We start from the raw sequence: 15,155 nt of genomic DNA, 5'->3' as shown, positions 1-15,155 counted from the left end.
GGATCTAAAGAAACAAAACCCATGGGGAGGTCATACTCCTCAGCCCCTTCAGGTAGCGCTCCATAGTGGATGACTATGGCAGTCCTGCACCTATTAGATGCAGAACCAGCAGCCCGGTATGATGGCCTGGCCACTTCGGCGCTGACTCCTTTCCTTGTGCATCATCGGCATCACCCTCCGCACAAGTAGTCATAGGCAGCGCGCCTCTACTTAAAGGTATTCACAGGACATTTTATCCAGCCATCAGCTTATAGCAAGTTTTTTGATTAAATAACCATAACAAACACGTCACCAAGCATCAAAAAGGTAGTCAAATGATGCGCCATTGAATTTTTTGGCGCTATTTTCAACTAGTCAGGCGCCATTGATATCCCGTTGAACAATGTCCCGACTAGCAATTATTGCTGCCAACATTATCCGGATAAGGCTCCTGTTATATTTCCACTGCCTTGACATATTTAATTTGAGACGCAAGAATCAGAGTCGACATATATATTTCCTTGTGACGCTACATGGTAAATCCTATGCATGATTTCTTGAAAGTACTGCTTAATATCCGCAGCCTGCGCGCGACTTGCCGCGAGCTATCTCTGGCACAACTGGAAGAGGGCTTGGAAAAACTTTCGATTATCGTAGCCGAACGCCAGCAGGATGAGGCCGCTGAACGTCAGGCTCGCGAAGAGCATCAACGGAAAATTGAAGAATACAGTGAAATGCTCAAAGCGGCCGGTATTGATCCTGCCGACCTGGTCAAAGTTGTCGCAGCCAGCCCGGCCAAATCCGAAAAAACCAAGCGGGCACCCCGTCCCGCCAAATATCGTTATCAGGATAACGGCGTAGAGAAAACCTGGACTGGCCAGGGACGCATGCCGTCGGTGATTGCCAATGCCATTGCGGCAGGCCAATCGCTGGAAGATTTCGCTATTTGATGACATCTCCATCCAATAAAAAACCTCGCCAAGGCGAGGTTTTTTATTATTTTTCCCATCAGACATTCGAGGGCTGGCGATCGGCAGCTTTGAGCCACACTACCTCCCCCTTGCCTTCCCGGCTCAAGAGGTAACGGGCGATGGTAAAAAACCAGTCGCTCATCCGGTTCAGATAAGGCAGGATCTCGGGGTTGATGGCCTCTTCCTTGCTCAGGGTCAGCAGCAACCGTTCACAATGGCGCACCAGGGTTCGCACCACATGGGCCTGGGCTGCAGCGCGCGATCCTCCGGGCAGTATAAATTGACGCAGCGGGGTCAGCTGCTCGCTGTAAGCGTCTATCTGTTGCTCCAGACGGGCAGTCCAAGCGGCATTAACTTGCCAGATGGCCGCATTCTGGGCGGCACTGGAAAATGCCAGCTCGCCGCCCAAATCGAATAACTCCTGCTGCAGCAACTGCAAATCGGCCAATAAGGCTGTCTCTTGCGCGGATACCTCGCAAATCAATACCCCGATATGGGAATTGAGTTCATCGATATAACCATAGGTTTCGACGCGCAAATGATCCTTGGCCAGACGAACACCATCTGCCAGCCGAGTCATGCCCTTGTCACCCTGCCTCGTATATATTCTCATACCGACATCCTGTTAATAATGGGAATAATCATGGACTCCAGCCCGTTTAGCTTGATCTCGTAGGCCAGGGCCAGTGTCTGACCCAATTTACCGGCCGGAAAACCATTGCGGGCCAGCCACACCAGATAAGGTTCCGGAATATCAATGATCCGCCGCCCCTGATATTTGCCATAGGGCATTTTATTGGCCAGAGTCAGCAGCACCCGCTCGTCGGACAGCCACTCCATATTAATCGATATCCAGATATTTATGGGTCTGGATGGAGAGTCGCCAATTACGGGCAATACAGGTCGCCATCGCCAACTGGGTGGCTCTGGGTTTCTGGCTGATAGGCTGCAGCGCAATCACCACATCGGCCCGCAGGTGTGCAGTGGCCAGCAGCTCATCCAGCTCTTCGATATGGTGTTCGGTGGCCACCGGGTGCTTTATCTCGTTGGCACGCTCCAGCGCTGATACCAGTATGGCCTGCCCCCCTTTCATGCCGATCTTGGGAGACACTGTCACCCAGGTATCGTCATGGGTCTTGATCTCGCTGGTGCCACTGGTTTCGATTTGCACCTGATAACCCGCCGTCAGCAAGGCTGTGGAGAGCTCATGCAGATCATAGAGACAGGGCTCGCCCCCGGTGATCACCACATGGCGAGCCTGATAGCCAAGTTGCTGAAAACTCGCCAGGATCTCTGCCGTGCTCATCTTGCTCCAGCCATCCGACTCGTTAGAGCAATCCAGCACCGCCTGCACACCCACCTCACGTTCGGGATCGACAATCCAGGTATGACGGGTATCGCACCAGGGGCAACCCACGGGGCAGCCTTGCAGGCGTACGAAGATGGCGGGCAGGCCGGTGAAGATGCCCTCCCCCTGGATGGTCTGGAAAATCTCGTTGATTGGGTAGTGCATCTTGATCACTGCTGGTTGCAAAAGTCGCGGATTATACCTCAAGCACAGGCAAGAGGCAGGTTTACAATCCGGTTTTCTCGTGCAGGCGAGTCGTTACGCCGGCCTTGTCGGCGAGATAGTGGTTCAGCCCGCGGCTGCGCAATTCGCAAGCCGGGCAAGTACCGCACCCATCGCCGGGGATGCCGTTGTAGCAGGTGAGCGTCTGCTGGCGCACCGTCTCCAGATGGCCGTAGTGATCCGCCAGCGCCCAGGTCTCGGCCTTGTCGAGCCACATCAAGGGGGTTTCAAAGCGGATGCCGCGATCCAGCCCCAGGGACACCGCCTGATTGAGCGCCTTGACGAACTCGTCACGGCAATCCGGGTAGCCGGAGAAATCGGTCTCGCACACCCCGGTGATCACCGCCTCGGCTCCCACCTGGTAGGCATAGATGGAAGCCAGAGTCAGAAACAGGATGTTGCGACCCGGCACGAAGGTGTTGGGCAGGCCGTTATCCTGCAGCTCGCCGCTCACCGGAATGTCGTCACGGGTCAGGGCCGAGACGGCCAGTTCGTTGAGTAGCGTCACATCCATTACCTTGTGGGCCGCGACGCCCAGCTGGCTGGCCAGACGACGGGCCGTGTCGATCTCTTCCCGATGGCGCTGGCCATAGTCAAACGTGATAGCGTGCACCTCGTCATATCGGGCCAGTGCCTGCACCAGGCAGGTGGTGCTGTCCTGCCCACCGCTGAAAACCACAACTGCTTTTTTCATCTTGATGACTCCTCGGAATATTTAACGACGGCGCCCTTCGGCAAAGGCCAGCCACTGGCTGTTGAGCTGATGGAACAGAGTGAGCAGAGGGGCATAGCGCTCGGGCGTGCCTTCCCATTGGGCGAGGAGGTGATAGCCCGCCTCCAGGGTCGACAACGCGTCGGGAAAGGGTTTCTTGCGAATGGCGTACTGGCCTGCCACCGCCTCCAGGCCGATGCGGGGCAGCCGGGCCAGCATGGGGTTGCTCTGCAACATGCGATACGCCTTGCGCTAGGTGCCATCGAGCAGGATAAAGGCGATCGGCAAATGCGAACCCGAAGTAAGTTCGCACTGCTGGCGCAGTTGAGCCAGTGACAACGCCTCCTCATCCGGCCACAACAGATAGCAGCGGCGTGCGGGATCGGCCAGCAACTCATTGAGCCAATCCACTTGCGAAAAATCTTCGCCAACATGCAACTCGGCGTCTTTGAGAGAGGCCGCCAGCAGGGAAGCCGTGCCTTTGGGATGCGCCACTTCATTGGGGTGTTGCAGGATATAGAGCGGCGTCTGGTTTTCAACCGGCACGATATAATCGCACAGGCACGCTTTAAGGGCCCGGGTACAGCGTGTACAGTATCGACTCTTCTTGTTGTTGGGCTGTGTCATGTTGTCAGAAAAATCCGGATGGCTCTGGGTTATCACGCTCTCTCTCGCCAGCTTGCTGCTCTTTTTTACCGTCCCCAATCTCCAGCTGTCGTTCGACAGGGATCTGATCACCCAGGGCGAAGGGTGGCGGATCATAACAGGCAATCTAGTTCATACCAATCAATGGCACCTGTTGCTCAACCTGGGTGGACTCACAATCCTGTATAGCCTGTTTCGCGACTACCTGGGGTACGCCAGACTCCCTGTGCTGATGCTGTTGCTCTGGTGCGCCGTCGGATTGGGGATCTGGTGGTTGTGCCCGCAGACCCACTGGTACATGGGGCTATCCGGCTCACTGCATGGTCTGTTTATGTGGGGCGCCATGCAGGATCTGCGACACGGGCGCCGGATCTCGGGCTGGCTGATGCTGGCAGGAATGGGGATCAAACTGGCGGTGGACTTCTACAATGCCGGCGAGAGCCCGATAGCCACGCTGATCGGTGCCAGGGTGCATATAGAATCCCATCTGATAGGAGCAGGTGCAGGCCTGTTGCTCGGCCTGCACCCGGTGTCCATTACGCACTCAACTCGGCATTGATGCTGGCCAGCATGGCTGCCGGATCGGCGGCCTGGGTGATGGGACGGCCGATGACCAGATAATCGGAGCCCGCCTCGACGGCCGCTCGCGGCGTCATCACCCGGCGCTGATCCCCGGCATCGGCGCCGCTTGGGCGGATCCCCGGTGTCACCAGCTTGAAGTGCGCCCCCAGCAAGGCTTTCAGCTCATGCGCTTCATTGGCGGAGCACACCACACCATCAAGCCCTGCCGCCTTGGTCAGCTTGGCCAGGCGGATCACCTGTTCGGCTGGAGTCACATCCAGCCCCATGGGGGCCATGTCGGACTGCTCCATGCTGGTCAGCACGGTCACGCCGATCAACAGCGGTGCCTTGTCACCATAAGGTGCCAGCGCCTCGACGGCGGCACGCATCATGCGTTCGCCCCCACTGGCATGCACGTTGACCATCCAGACGCCCAGCTCGGCACTGGCGGCCACGGCCTTGGCAACGGTGTTGGGAATATCGTGAAATTTCAGATCCAGAAAGACATCGAACCCCTTGGCCACCAGTTGGCGCACAAACTGCGGGCCAAACAGGGTGAACATCTCCTTGCCCACCTTGAGACGGCACTGGGCCGGAGAGATACGGTCAACGAACGCCAAGGCATCTGCCTCGTGTTGATAATCCAGCGCTACCAGTACTTTGGGATCTAGCATCTCACTTCCTATTAGTTGTTATTCACCCTCCTGGATCGCGTTCATCGTCCTGATCCAGGTTCCGTTTGCTGACATAGATGTGGCGCTCAATTCGCGCCACATCAGATGTTCAATTGCTTCTTTTATTCGCCATCCAGGCCACGTATTGGCTTGATGGAGCCCCACTGGCGGCAGGATGGACACTGCCAGAACAGCGAGTGCGTGGCAAACCCGCACTGGCGACACTTGTGGGTCGATTTGATTTTTATCTGCTCGCCCACCAGCTGCTGCAGCAGCTCGAGGCTCTCCTTGGCGGGCCCCTCCTCCGCACTGGCCAGCTGAAATCCCACCAACTGATAGAACCCCTTCATGGAGGGATGGCGGCGCAACTGACGCAACACCAGTTCGCGGGCCTGGCTCAGGCCATCGCGCTCCTCCACCAGCTTGGCAAGCGCCAGGGTCACGCTGACACCGGCATGCTCCTCTACCGCCTTCTCGAGGATGGGGATCAGCGCCTGGCTGCGCCCCAGTTGCTGGTAGCACTGCAACAATTTGGGGATGGCTTCGGAGGCAAAATCCATATCCTGTTCAAATACCCGCAGCAGCTCCTTGCTCGCCCGCTCATATTCCCCCTCAGCCATGGCCAGCTCAGCCAGCCGCAGACTAGCACGGGCACAGGCGGGGTTGATGCCAAGGGCCCGTTTGAATTTGGCCAGCGCCTCCCCCTGATTGCCTTCGCGCAGGGCGTTTTCAGCCTGCTCGCAATAAAAATGGGAGATGGGTTCGGCCAGCTTCTTGCCCTGGAACTGTTGCAGGCGCACTGCCACCTCGATGGCCTTGCCCCACTCTCGCAACTGCTGGTGGATGATGAGCAACTGGGCGAGCGCCGTCTCTTCGAAATCGCTGTCTTCACACAGTTCTTTCCAGATGGCTTCCGCGCGATCCAGCAAGCCGGCGGCGAGAAAATCGCGGGCCAGCTCCTGTAACGCCAGCTGGCGCTGCTCACGGGTCAACTGGCGGGCGACCAGATTCTGGTGGATCTTGATGGCACGATCGACCTCGCCGCGCTGGCGAAACAGGTTGCCGAGGGAGAGGTGAGTTTCGATGGTTTCGCTGTCCACCTCCAGCAGCTGGATAAAGAGATCCACCGCCTTGTCGGATTCATCGGACAGCAAATAATTGAGACCCGCCACGTACTGGCGGGAAAACTGGTTACTCTGTTTTTGGGTGTCCTGGCGAACACTCCTGCGGCCCATGTACCAGCCATAACCGGCGGCGATGGGCAACAGCAGGAAAAGCAGTTCAAGCATTGAGGAGCATTATTCCTTACCCGCCGTACGGGCCAGCTCCAATTCGCGGGATTGACGACGCATAGTGCGATTGAGGGTGCGGTTTTGCATCTTCAAACGCAGGAACAGCAGGCCGAATACCAGCCAACCAAGGAGGAAGCCACCAGCGAAGAAGAACCCGAGCAGCATGGCGAGCGAGAACTCTCCTTGTGCAATCAGGTAATTGAACTGAACCAGCTGACCATTTTGTGAACCCAGCGCCAGGGTCAGAATAAAGACCAGCACCAGCGGGATAAGGGCCAAAATACGCTTCATAAGAGCTCCCTGTCAGTATCGAGTGAGAGGCTGATTATCCTTAAAATCACAGGCAGACTCTAGAGTGAATGGGAAAAGAGTTTAAGAAACAAGATGATTGGCACAGGTTCAAAGGCCAAAAACAAAAAAGGCATACCCGTGTATGCCCATTTTTGCATTATTCAATAGTGTTGACGCGCTCGCGCAACTCTTTGCCAGGTTTGAAGTGCGGGACATATTTCCCGGTCAGTTCAACCTTGTCCCCGGTCTTGGGGTTACGGCCCACGCGGGGGGCACGATAGTGCAGTGAAAAACTGCCAAATCCGCGAATTTCAATCCGGTCGCCGTTTTGCAAGGTCGACGCCATTTGTTCAAGGATCTCCTTGATGGCAGCTTCGACATCCTTGGCCGGCATATGCATGCGGCTGGCTGCCAGTTGTTCGATGAGATCTGATTTGGTCATAACGTTAAATCTCCTTCCCCGATCACATGCAATATTCATTTTGCCAGGATAAAAAAGGGCGGCGCAATGCCGCCCTTTTCTTGCATCAAGGATTACTCACCCTTGGCGGCTTTGAACGCTTCAGCCATAGCGTTGCTGAACACAACTTCTTCTTGCTGGTTCAGGTTGTCGATAGCGACACGCTCGTCAGCCTCGTCCTTAGCGCGGACAGACAGGCTTACGGTGCGGTTCTTACGATCAACGCCCATGAATTTGGCTTCAACTTCGTCACCAACAGACAGCACCAGAGTGGCGTCTTCTACGCGGTCACGGGCAGCGTCGGAGGCACGCAGGTAGCCTTCTACGCCGTCAGCCAGTTCGATAACGGCACCTTTGGCATCAACCTCGGTAACCTTACCCTTCACGATAGCACCTTTCTTGTTGTCAGCCAGGTACTTGTTGAACGGGTCTTCTTCGATCTGCTTGACGCCCAGGGAGATGCGCTCACGCTCCGGATCCACTTGCAGAACAACGGCTTCGATCTCGTCGCCTTTCTTGAATTCACGCACGGCTTCTTCGCCCTGGTTGTTCCAGGAGATGTCAGACAGGTGAACCAGACCGTCGATGCCGCCATCCAGACCGATGAAGATACCGAAGTCAGTGATGGACTTGATCTTGCCGGAAACACGGTCGCCTTTGGCGTGAGTTTCGGCAAACAGCTGCCACGGGTTGGATTTGCACTGCTTCAGACCCAGGGAGATACGACGACGCTCTTCGTCGATGTCCAGAACCATCACGTCAACCACGTCGCCAACGTTAACAACTTTGGACGGGTGGATGTTCTTGTTAGTCCAATCCATCTCGGATACGTGTACCAAGCCTTCAACGCCTTCTTCGATTTCAACGAAGCAGCCGTAGTCGGTCAGGTTGGTCACGCGGCCAGACAGACGGGTGGTCTCCGGGTAACGCTTGGCGATAGCAACCCACGGATCTTCGCCCAGCTGCTTCAGACCCAGGGATACACGGGTACGCTCGCGGTCGAACTTCAGAACCTTGACGGAGATCTCGTCGCCAACGTTGACGATTTCGGAAGGATGCTTAACGCGCTTCCACGCCATGTCGGTGATGTGCAGCAGGCCGTCAACACCGCCCAGATCTACGAATGCACCGTAGTCGGTCAGGTTCTTGACGATACCCTTAACTTCTTGACCTTCTTGCAGGTTAGCCAGCAGGCTTTCGCGCTCGGAGGTGTTCTCGGTCTCGATCACGGCACGACGGGAAACAACAACGTTGTTGCGCTTCTGGTCCAGCTTGATGACTTTGAACTCGAGTTCTTTGTTTTCCAGGTGAGCGGTGTCACGGATCGGACGCACGTCAACCAGAGAACCCGGCAGGAAGGCACGGATGCCGTTCAGTTCAACGGTGAAACCACCCTTGACCTTGCCGTTGATGATACCGATAACGGTAGCTTGCTCTTCGTAAGCTTTCTCAAGCTGCAGCCAGCTTCGTGGCGCTTGGCTTTTTCGCGGGACAGCTTGGTTTCGCCGAAACCATCTTCGATAGAGTCCAGAGCCACGTCAACGGAGTCACCTACGTTGATTTCCAGCTCGCCCATGGCGTTTTTGAATTCTTCAGCCGGGATAGCGGACTCGGATTTCAGACCGGCGTCAACCAGTACGAAACCGTTCTCGATAGCAACGACAGTACCCTTGACGATGGAACCTTGACGGGTTTCAACGGCGTTCAGGGACTCTTCAAAGAGTTGAGCAAAAGATTCGATCATTGTTTATGTCACAAATGAAACATCCACTTGTCATCCAGCACAAGCGGGGTTGTTTTAAATAATCTGCGCCATCCTTGGTGCAGACGACCGGATGTCAACTTGCGCTGGCATCTCCGAGTTGTTGCTCCGCATAGGCGAGTACCGTTGCCAGCACTTCATCTATGGTCATGGCGGTTGAATCCACCACGAGAGCATCTTCTGCCGGTTTCAGGGGGGCGGTGGCGCGATTTCTATCGCGATCATCACGCTCCCGAATCTCGGTTAAAAGACGCTCAAAGTTAACATCAAAGCCTTTATCTTGCAACTGCTTATAGCGACGTTGGGCCCGTTCTTCGGCGCTGGCGTCGAGGAAAATCTTCACCTCGGCCTCCGGGAAAACCACGGTTCCCATGTCACGGCCATCGGCGATGAGACCAGGGGCCTGACGAAATGCACGCTGACGACGCAACAGGGCTTCCCGAACCCGCGGGAAGGCTGCGATTTTACTGGCCGTGTTGCCAACCTCTTCGGTGCGGATGGTACGGGAGACATCCTCCCCTTCCAAGATCACCTTGACCAGCGCCCCTTCAACCTGAAATTGCACGTCCAGGTGGGCGGCCAGGGGCACCAGCGCAGCTTCACTGTCCAGCTCCACATCATGATGCAAGGCGGCCAGGGACAACACCCGGTAGATGGCGCCCGAATCCAGCAAGTGCCAACCCAGCTTCTCGGCGAGCAACTGGCACAAGGTGCCCTTGCCGGCGCCACTGGGGCCATCAATTGTCATTACGGGGGCCATCTGAGGCATAACTTCTCTCCTGCACTGTGTTGCGCCCATCCCGAAGGAATGGGTTAATGGGCGCCGATTATACCCAAATGTGCTGCCACTGGCAGTCACCAATACATACAATGGCGCAAAAGCCCGCTCTGCTCCGCCATTTGCCGTCGGTACATTTCATTAATCAATGCAGGGACTTGTTCTTATGGTCGTTCCCGACAAGGCGCGCTAAACTGGCCCCCTTTTTTTGAGCAGTTGTAGTAAGGAGCAACCTATGAGCAGCGTTACCCTCGTGGCCAGATCCAAATTGCCAACCCCCTGGGGCACTTTCACGCTGGTAGGTTTTCAGGAAACCGGCACGGGTAAGGATCACGCCGCCCTGGTCATGGGCGACATCACCGGCACGGAACCCGTTTTGGGCCGGATCCACTCGGAATGCCTGACCGGCGATGCCTTGTTCAGTCTGCGCTGTGATTGCGGCTTCCAGTTGCAGGCCGCCCTCGAGAATATAGCCAAGGCGGGCCGCGGCGTTTTGTTGTATGTGCGTCAGGAAGGGCGTGGCATCGGCCTGCTCAACAAGATCCGGGCCTATCATCTGCAGGATCAGGGGGCCGATACCGTCGAGGCCAACGTGGCCCTGGGCTTTGCCGCCGACATGCGTGATTACACCATCTGTGCCGACATGCTCAAGTTGCTCGAGGTTCAATCTCTCAAGTTGATGACCAACAACCCGCGCAAGATGAAGGCGATGGAGAGTTTTGGCATTCCGGTGGCCGAGCGTGTTCCCCTGCAGGAGGGGCGCAATCCCCACAACGAGTTTTATCTCTCGACCAAGGCCAACAAGCTGGATCACATGCTGAAAAAGTGAGTCTGTTACTTTTCAGCTAATGAAAACGCCTCCCATGAGGCGTTTTTTTATGTCTCCATCACGGCAGTCAGGCGCCATGCCCTTTCTTGCATCCAGCCAGCAGACACCAGGCCAATTTCTCCATGAGCGCATCCCCCACCAGGCCTCGGCAAATCTCGCATCGAGCCCCGGATCAGGCCTGGGTGTCCTGCGCCCCTGAACGTTCACTCAGCAAAAAGTCCCGCAGGGCACGGTTGGCCATGGAGAGCGGATCCCCACGCCGCCAGGCTACGCAAAGATCGAGGAAGATGGGGGGTTGAAACGACACGCCCCCCAGATCGGCCTCCTCTTCCAGCACCATTCGCAGGAAGGTGGTCACTGCAAAGCCTTGGCGCACTACCGCCTTGAGCAGGGGGATCAGGTTGCTCTCAAAAGCGATATTGGGCTCGACACCCAGGGTCTGGGCCAGGGCCTCCATATGCTCCCTGTGGTAAAAACCGCGGCGAAACAGGGCCAGCTCCTGCTGGAAGAACTGCTCGAGCGTCACCCCGGGCGCGCCGTGGAGCGGGTGTTCCTCCCCTACCACCATCAGCATCTCCTCGGTCAACAGGTGAGCCCCCTCGATGGCGGGGGGCAGATCGCTGGTGATGAGGATGGCCAGATCCAGGGTACCGTCCACCATGCGGCTAAGCAGCTCGCGGGTTCCCGCCTCCTCCACCCGGATCTTGAGCCCGGGATAGCGGTGCTTGAACGCCATCAACCTCGGCGGAAAATAGTAGGAGCCCATCATGTAGGGAATGCCGATCCGCACTTCCCCCCGCTCCAACCCTTTTAGCTCGGCCATCTCAGCCTCGGCTTGGTGCATCTGCAACAGCAGTCGCTCGGCATGGCGGCAGAGCACCTCCCCCTCCGGGGTGAGACGCACCGCCCGATCCTGCCTGTCGAACAGACGCAGCTCCAGTTGCTGCTCCAACTTGGCGATGGCCATGCTGATGGCAGGCTGCGCAACATGCAGCCCGCTGGCCGCCTTGGTGAATGAACCGGCATCCCTGACCGCCAGCAGATAAGTGAGCTGTTTCAAGTCCATATCAATTCATCTTATGAGATAGATAACTTAAATATATTATATTTATGTGTCATGGCGCTCTACCCTGATGAAAAGTTATCAGGACATTGCAAGCATGATCGAAGTTGGAAGTCGCGAATGGATACGCGCCACCCTGGCGCTCAGCCTGGGTTCTTTTCTGGTCTTTCTCAATCTCTACCAGACCCATCCCCTGTTGCCGCTGATCGCCGAGGTGTTCTCGGTCAACTCTCTCTCGGCCAGCTGGACTCTGGCTGGCTGCACCGCCGGGCTGGCCGCCTCCCTGCTCCTGTGCGCCAGACTGGCCGATCGTCATGGCCGTCGCCAGGTGATGCTGGGCACCCTCACGCTGGCGGTTCTGCTCTCCCTGCTCATTCCACTGGTCGAGCAATTTGAAGCCCTGCTGCTGCTGCGGATCCTGCAGGGCGCCCTGTTGGCGGGTCTGCCCGCCACGGCCATCGCCTACATGGGCGAGGAGTTCAGCAAGCGGGCGCTGCTCTCGGCGGTCGGGGTCTATATCGCCGCCAACTCCCTCGGGGGGATCGCGGGTCGGGTGGTCGGTGGCTTGCTGGCTGGCTGGTTTGGCGACTGGCAGCACACCTTCCTCGGCATTGGCGCGATCAGCCTTGCCTTGCTGCCGCTGGTGTTCTGGCTGCTGCCTCATCAAACGCGCTTTGTCGCGGCCTCCCCGGTGCCGGGCCAGTTTGCCCACGCCTTGCAACAACATCTGAGCAATCCGCTGCTGGTGGGCGCCTATCTGATTGGCGGGCTCAACTTCATGGTCTTTCTGAACCAGTTCAGCTATCTCACCTTCCTGCTGGCAGCCCCCCCATTTTTCCTGCCGACCCAGTGGCTTGGCATGCTGTTTCTGACCTACCTCTCCGGCACCGTCGCCTCCTCCTTGAGCGGGCGCTGCGCCAATCGCTGGGGAGCCCAACGCATGTTGCTGGCGGGGATTGCCCTGATGGCGCTGGGAAGTATCTGCCTGCTGCTGGGCACCCTTTCCGGGATCCTCACTGCCCTGCTTGTCTCCAGCTTCGGTTTTTTCCTGGCTCACGCCTGCGCCAGCGCCTGGGTGGGTCAACACGTCGAGCACAACCGGGCGCTCGCCTCCTCCCTCTATCTTGTGACCTACTATCTGGGGGCCAGCCTCGGGGGGCTCTACCTCCACCCGTTCTGGGAACAAGGCAGGCTCGAGGGCCTGGTGGTGGGGATCGAGCTGGTGCTCTGCCTGACGGCAGGCCTGGGGATCTGGTTGGGGCGCCTGAAACAGCGCCATGAAAAGATGTCCCATCTCCCCTCCTCTCACCATTGATTGGATAAAGGAACTGGGAGCCTTGGGTCCCTTATCGGGAGTGAAAGATCACTGGCGCAGGCAGGGAGAAGGAGGATGCCGGGATCACATCAATCATTGGTAATGAGAAAGCCCGGAAAAGCAAAAAGCCCGACCATCAGGTCGGGCTTTGCAATTTGGCGGTGAGGGAGGGATTCGAACCCTCGATACGTTGCCGTATACACACTTTCCAGGCGTGCTCCTTCAGCCACTCGGACACCTCACCAAATTTTGGTCTGTTGTTTAACGTGTTCAGCCAACACGCTGTTCGTTGCGCCGTTGCGCTGGAACGGGGCGTAATGTACGGGATACGCAGGCATTTGGTCAATGCAATTTTTTACTTTTTGCGTTCGTTCGCTTGATAGTCGAACAAAATGACCAAAAACATGCCGTTTTGTATCCCTTTTACTCAATTTTCCGCCGCTTCGTGCAAGTGTTCCCCTTTGAGGGCCTCTTCCAGCGAACCGTAGAATTCCAGCTTCCCGAGCTGAGGACGCACCTTGGCACGGGCAAGCGTCTTGAGCGGCTGGAACTGCAGCTCGGCGACACGCACCTCGACCCCGGCGGTGGCCATCTGCTTGCCAAAGTGCAGGAAGGCCGACAGCCCGCCCGCATCCAGGATGGAGACTGCCTCCATCTGCAACACCAGCAGACGATGCCCCTTCACCTGGGCTTCCAGCTCACCAAAGACCCGCTCGGCCGCAGCGAAGAAGAGCGGGCCGTTGATCTTGTAGACCAGGCTGTTATCCGGCAGCTCCTTGGCATAGCGCTTATGCTCGGCCAAATCGTGCAAACGGGTCATCTTGGCGATCTCGCGCATAAAGAGCAGGGAAGCCAGGATCACCCCGAAGGTAATGGCAATCACCATGTCGAAGATGACGGTGAGCGACAGACAGACCAGCAGCACCAGCACATCGGATTTGGGGGCACGGCGCACCAGCTCCACCACCTTGTGAGCTTCGCTCATGTTCCAGGCGACGATGAGCAGCAGCGCGGCCATGGCCGACAGCGGTAACCAGGAGAGCCAGGGCGCCAACACCAGAATGGCCGCCAGCACCACCAGGGCATGAACGATGCCGGAAACAGGCGAGGTCGCTCCCGCCCGCACGTTGGCGGCAGAGCGGGCGATGGCGGCAGTGGCGGTGATACCGCCAAAGAAGGGCGCCAGTATGTTGCCAAGCCCCTGCCCCACCAGTTCGGCGTTGGAGCTGTGCTTGCGACCTGTCATGCCATCCAGCACCACGGCGCAAAGCAGAGATTCAATGGCCCCCAGCATCGCCATGGAAAACGCAGCCGGCAGCAGGCGCTCGATGGCGGCCAGGTTCCACTCGACAGGGGCACCATCCGGTCCGGGCAGGGCCCATGGCATCACCAGGCTCGGCGCGATGGGCGGGATCCCCATCCCCTGGGTCCCGTCGGCCAGGGTATAACTGAACTTGCTACCGATGGTGGCCACATCCACCCCGAACTGATGCAGACCAAAGCCCAGACCCACCCCCACCAGCACGGCAGGCAGATGGCCCGGCACTGGCAGGCGCAGTCGCGGCCAGAGCAGCAGTACCGCCAGGGTCGCGACCCCGACGAGGGTGTCACCCCACTGCCAGCTGGGCAGGGCATGTACCAGCGCTTCAACCTTGCCGACATAGGTTTCCGGCATCTCGGCCACGTGCAGGCCGAAGAAATCCTTGATCTGCAGGGTCGCAATCACGATGGCGATACCACCGGTAAAGCCCAGAGTCACTGAGGGGGGGATGTACTCGATAAGGCGGCCAAGCCGCGCCATCCCCATGGCCAGCAGGAAGAAGCCGGAGAGCAGGGTCGCCATCAACAGGCCACCCACACCAAATTGCTGGGCCACCGGATAGAGGATCACCACAAAAGCGGCGGTCGGCCCCGAGATGGAGTAACGGGAGCCACCGGTTACCGCAATCACGATACCGGCGATAATGGCGGTGTAGAGGCCATGTTGTGGCGGCACGCCACTGGCAATCGCCAGCGCCATGGCCAGCGGAATGGCAATAATGCCCACGGTAATGCCGGCGATCAAATCGCGGCCAAAACGGGCAACACTATAGGGTTCATCGATACAGGATTGGCGTAAAGCAACGGCCAGCTTCACGCTATTCAAAGGTGCTTGCTTGTGCATGTATATCGTAATACCAGAAGAGGGAGATAAAGGCCGGATAAATCCGGCGCCCGATCATCATCAAGGGCCGGCAGAACTGTCGACGCGGC

General features: G+C 57.6%; 15 protein-coding genes, 1 tRNA gene, 2 pseudogenes and 1 riboswitch. Of the genes and pseudogenes, 4 read left to right on the top strand and 14 right to left on the bottom strand.

The features are described from left to right. Positions 1 to 45 precede the first annotated feature (45 nt). A riboswitch (Lysine riboswitch) is annotated at positions 46 to 217 on the bottom strand. Positions 218 to 524: 307 nt separating this feature from the next. Next, complete coding sequence (locus tag MRK42_RS08725; protein WP_042029258.1) at positions 525 to 929, top strand: H-NS family nucleoid-associated regulatory protein; 405 nt, start codon at positions 525 to 527, stop codon at positions 927 to 929. A 58-nt stretch (positions 930 to 987) separates the two neighbouring features. On the opposite strand, the gene MRK42_RS08720 is transcribed toward MRK42_RS08725, so the two are convergent. From MRK42_RS08720 to MRK42_RS08700, 5 genes and pseudogenes are all read right to left on the bottom strand, one after another. Further along, positions 988 to 1,563, bottom strand: coding sequence for a cob(I)yrinic acid a,c-diamide adenosyltransferase (locus tag MRK42_RS08720; protein ID WP_061475385.1), 576 nt, complete (start codon positions 1,561 to 1,563; stop codon positions 988 to 990). Then, positions 1,560 to 1,790, bottom strand: coding sequence for a DUF3820 family protein (locus tag MRK42_RS08715; RefSeq protein ID WP_026458128.1), 231 nt, complete (start codon positions 1,788 to 1,790; stop codon positions 1,560 to 1,562). The genes MRK42_RS08720 and MRK42_RS08715 overlap by 4 nt, the downstream gene beginning before the upstream one ends. A gap of 1 nt (position 1,791) precedes the next feature. After that, the gene (gene queE, locus MRK42_RS08710; protein WP_338612192.1) at positions 1,792 to 2,463 is read right to left on the bottom strand and encodes a 7-carboxy-7-deazaguanine synthase QueE; all 672 of its coding nucleotides are present in this window, start codon (positions 2,461 to 2,463) and stop codon (positions 1,792 to 1,794) included. Positions 2,464 to 2,524: 61 nt separating this feature from the next. Further along, a complete protein-coding gene (gene queC, locus MRK42_RS08705) occupies positions 2,525 to 3,214 on the bottom strand; it encodes a 7-cyano-7-deazaguanine synthase QueC (protein ID WP_338612191.1) in 690 nt (229 codons plus the stop codon). Between the two features lie 21 nt (positions 3,215 to 3,235). Continuing rightward, positions 3,236 to 3,859: pseudogene (locus tag MRK42_RS08700) on the bottom strand (tRNA-uridine aminocarboxypropyltransferase). On the opposite strand from MRK42_RS08700, the gene rrtA reads away from it, so the two are divergent. Then, the gene (gene rrtA, locus MRK42_RS08695) at positions 3,858 to 4,436 is read left to right on the top strand and encodes a rhombosortase (protein ID WP_338612190.1); all 579 of its coding nucleotides are present in this window, start codon (positions 3,858 to 3,860) and stop codon (positions 4,434 to 4,436) included. The pseudogene MRK42_RS08700 and the gene rrtA overlap by 2 nt on opposite strands. Here rrtA and pyrF read toward each other — a convergent pair. The 6 genes and pseudogenes from pyrF to cmk form a co-directional block, all read right to left on the bottom strand. Beyond that, positions 4,414 to 5,112 carry an orotidine-5'-phosphate decarboxylase gene (gene pyrF, locus MRK42_RS08690; protein ID WP_338612189.1) on the bottom strand — a complete coding sequence of 233 codons (699 nt, stop codon included), beginning with the start codon at positions 5,110 to 5,112 and terminating at the stop codon, positions 4,414 to 4,416. The two genes, rrtA and pyrF, sit on opposite strands and share 23 nt — an antisense overlap. 122 nt (positions 5,113 to 5,234) lie before the next feature. Further along, positions 5,235 to 6,401 carry a lipopolysaccharide assembly protein LapB gene (lapB, locus tag MRK42_RS08685; protein ID WP_338612188.1) on the bottom strand — a complete coding sequence of 389 codons (1,167 nt, stop codon included), beginning with the start codon at positions 6,399 to 6,401 and terminating at the stop codon, positions 5,235 to 5,237. A gap of 9 nt (positions 6,402 to 6,410) precedes the next feature. Then, positions 6,411 to 6,695 carry a lipopolysaccharide assembly protein LapA domain-containing protein gene (locus MRK42_RS08680; protein ID WP_026457385.1) on the bottom strand — a complete coding sequence of 95 codons (285 nt, stop codon included), beginning with the start codon at positions 6,693 to 6,695 and terminating at the stop codon, positions 6,411 to 6,413. A gap of 157 nt (positions 6,696 to 6,852) precedes the next feature. Then, positions 6,853 to 7,137 carry an integration host factor subunit beta gene (gene ihfB / locus MRK42_RS08675; RefSeq protein WP_026457386.1) on the bottom strand — a complete coding sequence of 95 codons (285 nt, stop codon included), beginning with the start codon at positions 7,135 to 7,137 and terminating at the stop codon, positions 6,853 to 6,855. A 92-nt stretch (positions 7,138 to 7,229) separates the two neighbouring features. Continuing rightward, positions 7,230 to 8,899: pseudogene (gene rpsA / locus MRK42_RS08670) on the bottom strand (30S ribosomal protein S1). A gap of 94 nt (positions 8,900 to 8,993) precedes the next feature. Beyond that, entirely contained in the window at positions 8,994 to 9,686 is a 693-nt protein-coding gene (gene cmk, locus MRK42_RS08665; protein ID WP_338612187.1) for a (d)CMP kinase, read from the bottom strand. A gap of 244 nt (positions 9,687 to 9,930) precedes the next feature. On the opposite strand from cmk, the gene ribA reads away from it, so the two are divergent. Then, complete coding sequence (gene ribA / locus MRK42_RS08660; RefSeq protein WP_042029267.1) at positions 9,931 to 10,524, top strand: GTP cyclohydrolase II; 594 nt, start codon at positions 9,931 to 9,933, stop codon at positions 10,522 to 10,524. Between the two features lie 172 nt (positions 10,525 to 10,696). On the opposite strand, the gene MRK42_RS08655 is transcribed toward ribA, so the two are convergent. After that, on the bottom strand, positions 10,697 to 11,590 hold the full coding sequence (locus MRK42_RS08655) for a LysR family transcriptional regulator (protein WP_338612186.1): 894 nt from the start codon (positions 11,588 to 11,590) through the stop codon (positions 10,697 to 10,699). 94 nt (positions 11,591 to 11,684) lie between these two features. On the opposite strand from MRK42_RS08655, the gene MRK42_RS08650 reads away from it, so the two are divergent. Then, entirely contained in the window at positions 11,685 to 12,902 is a 1,218-nt protein-coding gene (locus MRK42_RS08650) for an MFS transporter (protein ID WP_338612185.1), read from the top strand. A gap of 156 nt (positions 12,903 to 13,058) precedes the next feature. On the opposite strand, the gene MRK42_RS08645 is transcribed toward MRK42_RS08650, so the two are convergent. Continuing rightward, positions 13,059 to 13,146, bottom strand: a tRNA-Ser gene (locus MRK42_RS08645). A gap of 183 nt (positions 13,147 to 13,329) precedes the next feature. Next, positions 13,330 to 15,066, bottom strand: a complete 1,737-nt coding sequence (gene dauA / locus MRK42_RS08640) for a C4-dicarboxylic acid transporter DauA (protein ID WP_338612184.1) — start codon at positions 15,064 to 15,066, stop codon at positions 13,330 to 13,332. Between the last annotated feature and the right edge of the window lie 89 nt (positions 15,067 to 15,155).

Origin of the sequence: Aeromonas sp. 19NY04SH05-1, assembly GCF_040581895.1 — a bacterium.
In the GTDB taxonomy this organism is placed as follows: Bacteria; Pseudomonadota; Gammaproteobacteria; order Enterobacterales; family Aeromonadaceae; genus Aeromonas; species Aeromonas enteropelogenes.
The sequence above is the reverse complement of the archived record's forward strand: the minus strand, read 5'-3'. Positions and strand labels throughout refer to the sequence as shown.

Coding starts and splice junctions, on each gene's coding strand:
- queE (WP_338612192.1), bottom strand. CDS start 2,463: ATGCACTACCCAATCAACGAGATTTTCCAGACCATCCAGGGGGAGGGC.
- queC (WP_338612191.1), bottom strand. CDS start 3,214: ATGAAAAAAGCAGTTGTGGTTTTCAGCGGTGGGCAGGACAGCACCACC.
- lapB (WP_338612188.1), bottom strand. CDS start 6,401: ATGCTTGAACTGCTTTTCCTGCTGTTGCCCATCGCCGCCGGTTATGGC.
- ribA (WP_042029267.1), top strand. CDS start 9,931: ATGAGCAGCGTTACCCTCGTGGCCAGATCCAAATTGCCAACCCCCTGG.
- rrtA (WP_338612190.1), top strand. CDS start 3,858: ATGTTGTCAGAAAAATCCGGATGGCTCTGGGTTATCACGCTCTCTCTC.
- MRK42_RS08650 (WP_338612185.1), top strand. CDS start 11,685: ATGATCGAAGTTGGAAGTCGCGAATGGATACGCGCCACCCTGGCGCTC.
- MRK42_RS08655 (WP_338612186.1), bottom strand. CDS start 11,590: ATGGACTTGAAACAGCTCACTTATCTGCTGGCGGTCAGGGATGCCGGT.
- ihfB (WP_026457386.1), bottom strand. CDS start 7,137: ATGACCAAATCAGATCTCATCGAACAACTGGCAGCCAGCCGCATGCAT.
- pyrF (WP_338612189.1), bottom strand. CDS start 5,112: ATGCTAGATCCCAAAGTACTGGTAGCGCTGGATTATCAACACGAGGCA.
- MRK42_RS08715 (WP_026458128.1), bottom strand. CDS start 1,790: ATGGAGTGGCTGTCCGACGAGCGGGTGCTGCTGACTCTGGCCAATAAA.
- cmk (WP_338612187.1), bottom strand. CDS start 9,686: ATGCCTCAGATGGCCCCCGTAATGACAATTGATGGCCCCAGTGGCGCC.
- dauA (WP_338612184.1), bottom strand. CDS start 15,066: ATGCACAAGCAAGCACCTTTGAATAGCGTGAAGCTGGCCGTTGCTTTA.
- MRK42_RS08680 (WP_026457385.1), bottom strand. CDS start 6,695: ATGAAGCGTATTTTGGCCCTTATCCCGCTGGTGCTGGTCTTTATTCTG.
- MRK42_RS08725 (WP_042029258.1), top strand. CDS start 525: ATGCATGATTTCTTGAAAGTACTGCTTAATATCCGCAGCCTGCGCGCG.
- MRK42_RS08720 (WP_061475385.1), bottom strand. CDS start 1,563: ATGAGAATATATACGAGGCAGGGTGACAAGGGCATGACTCGGCTGGCA.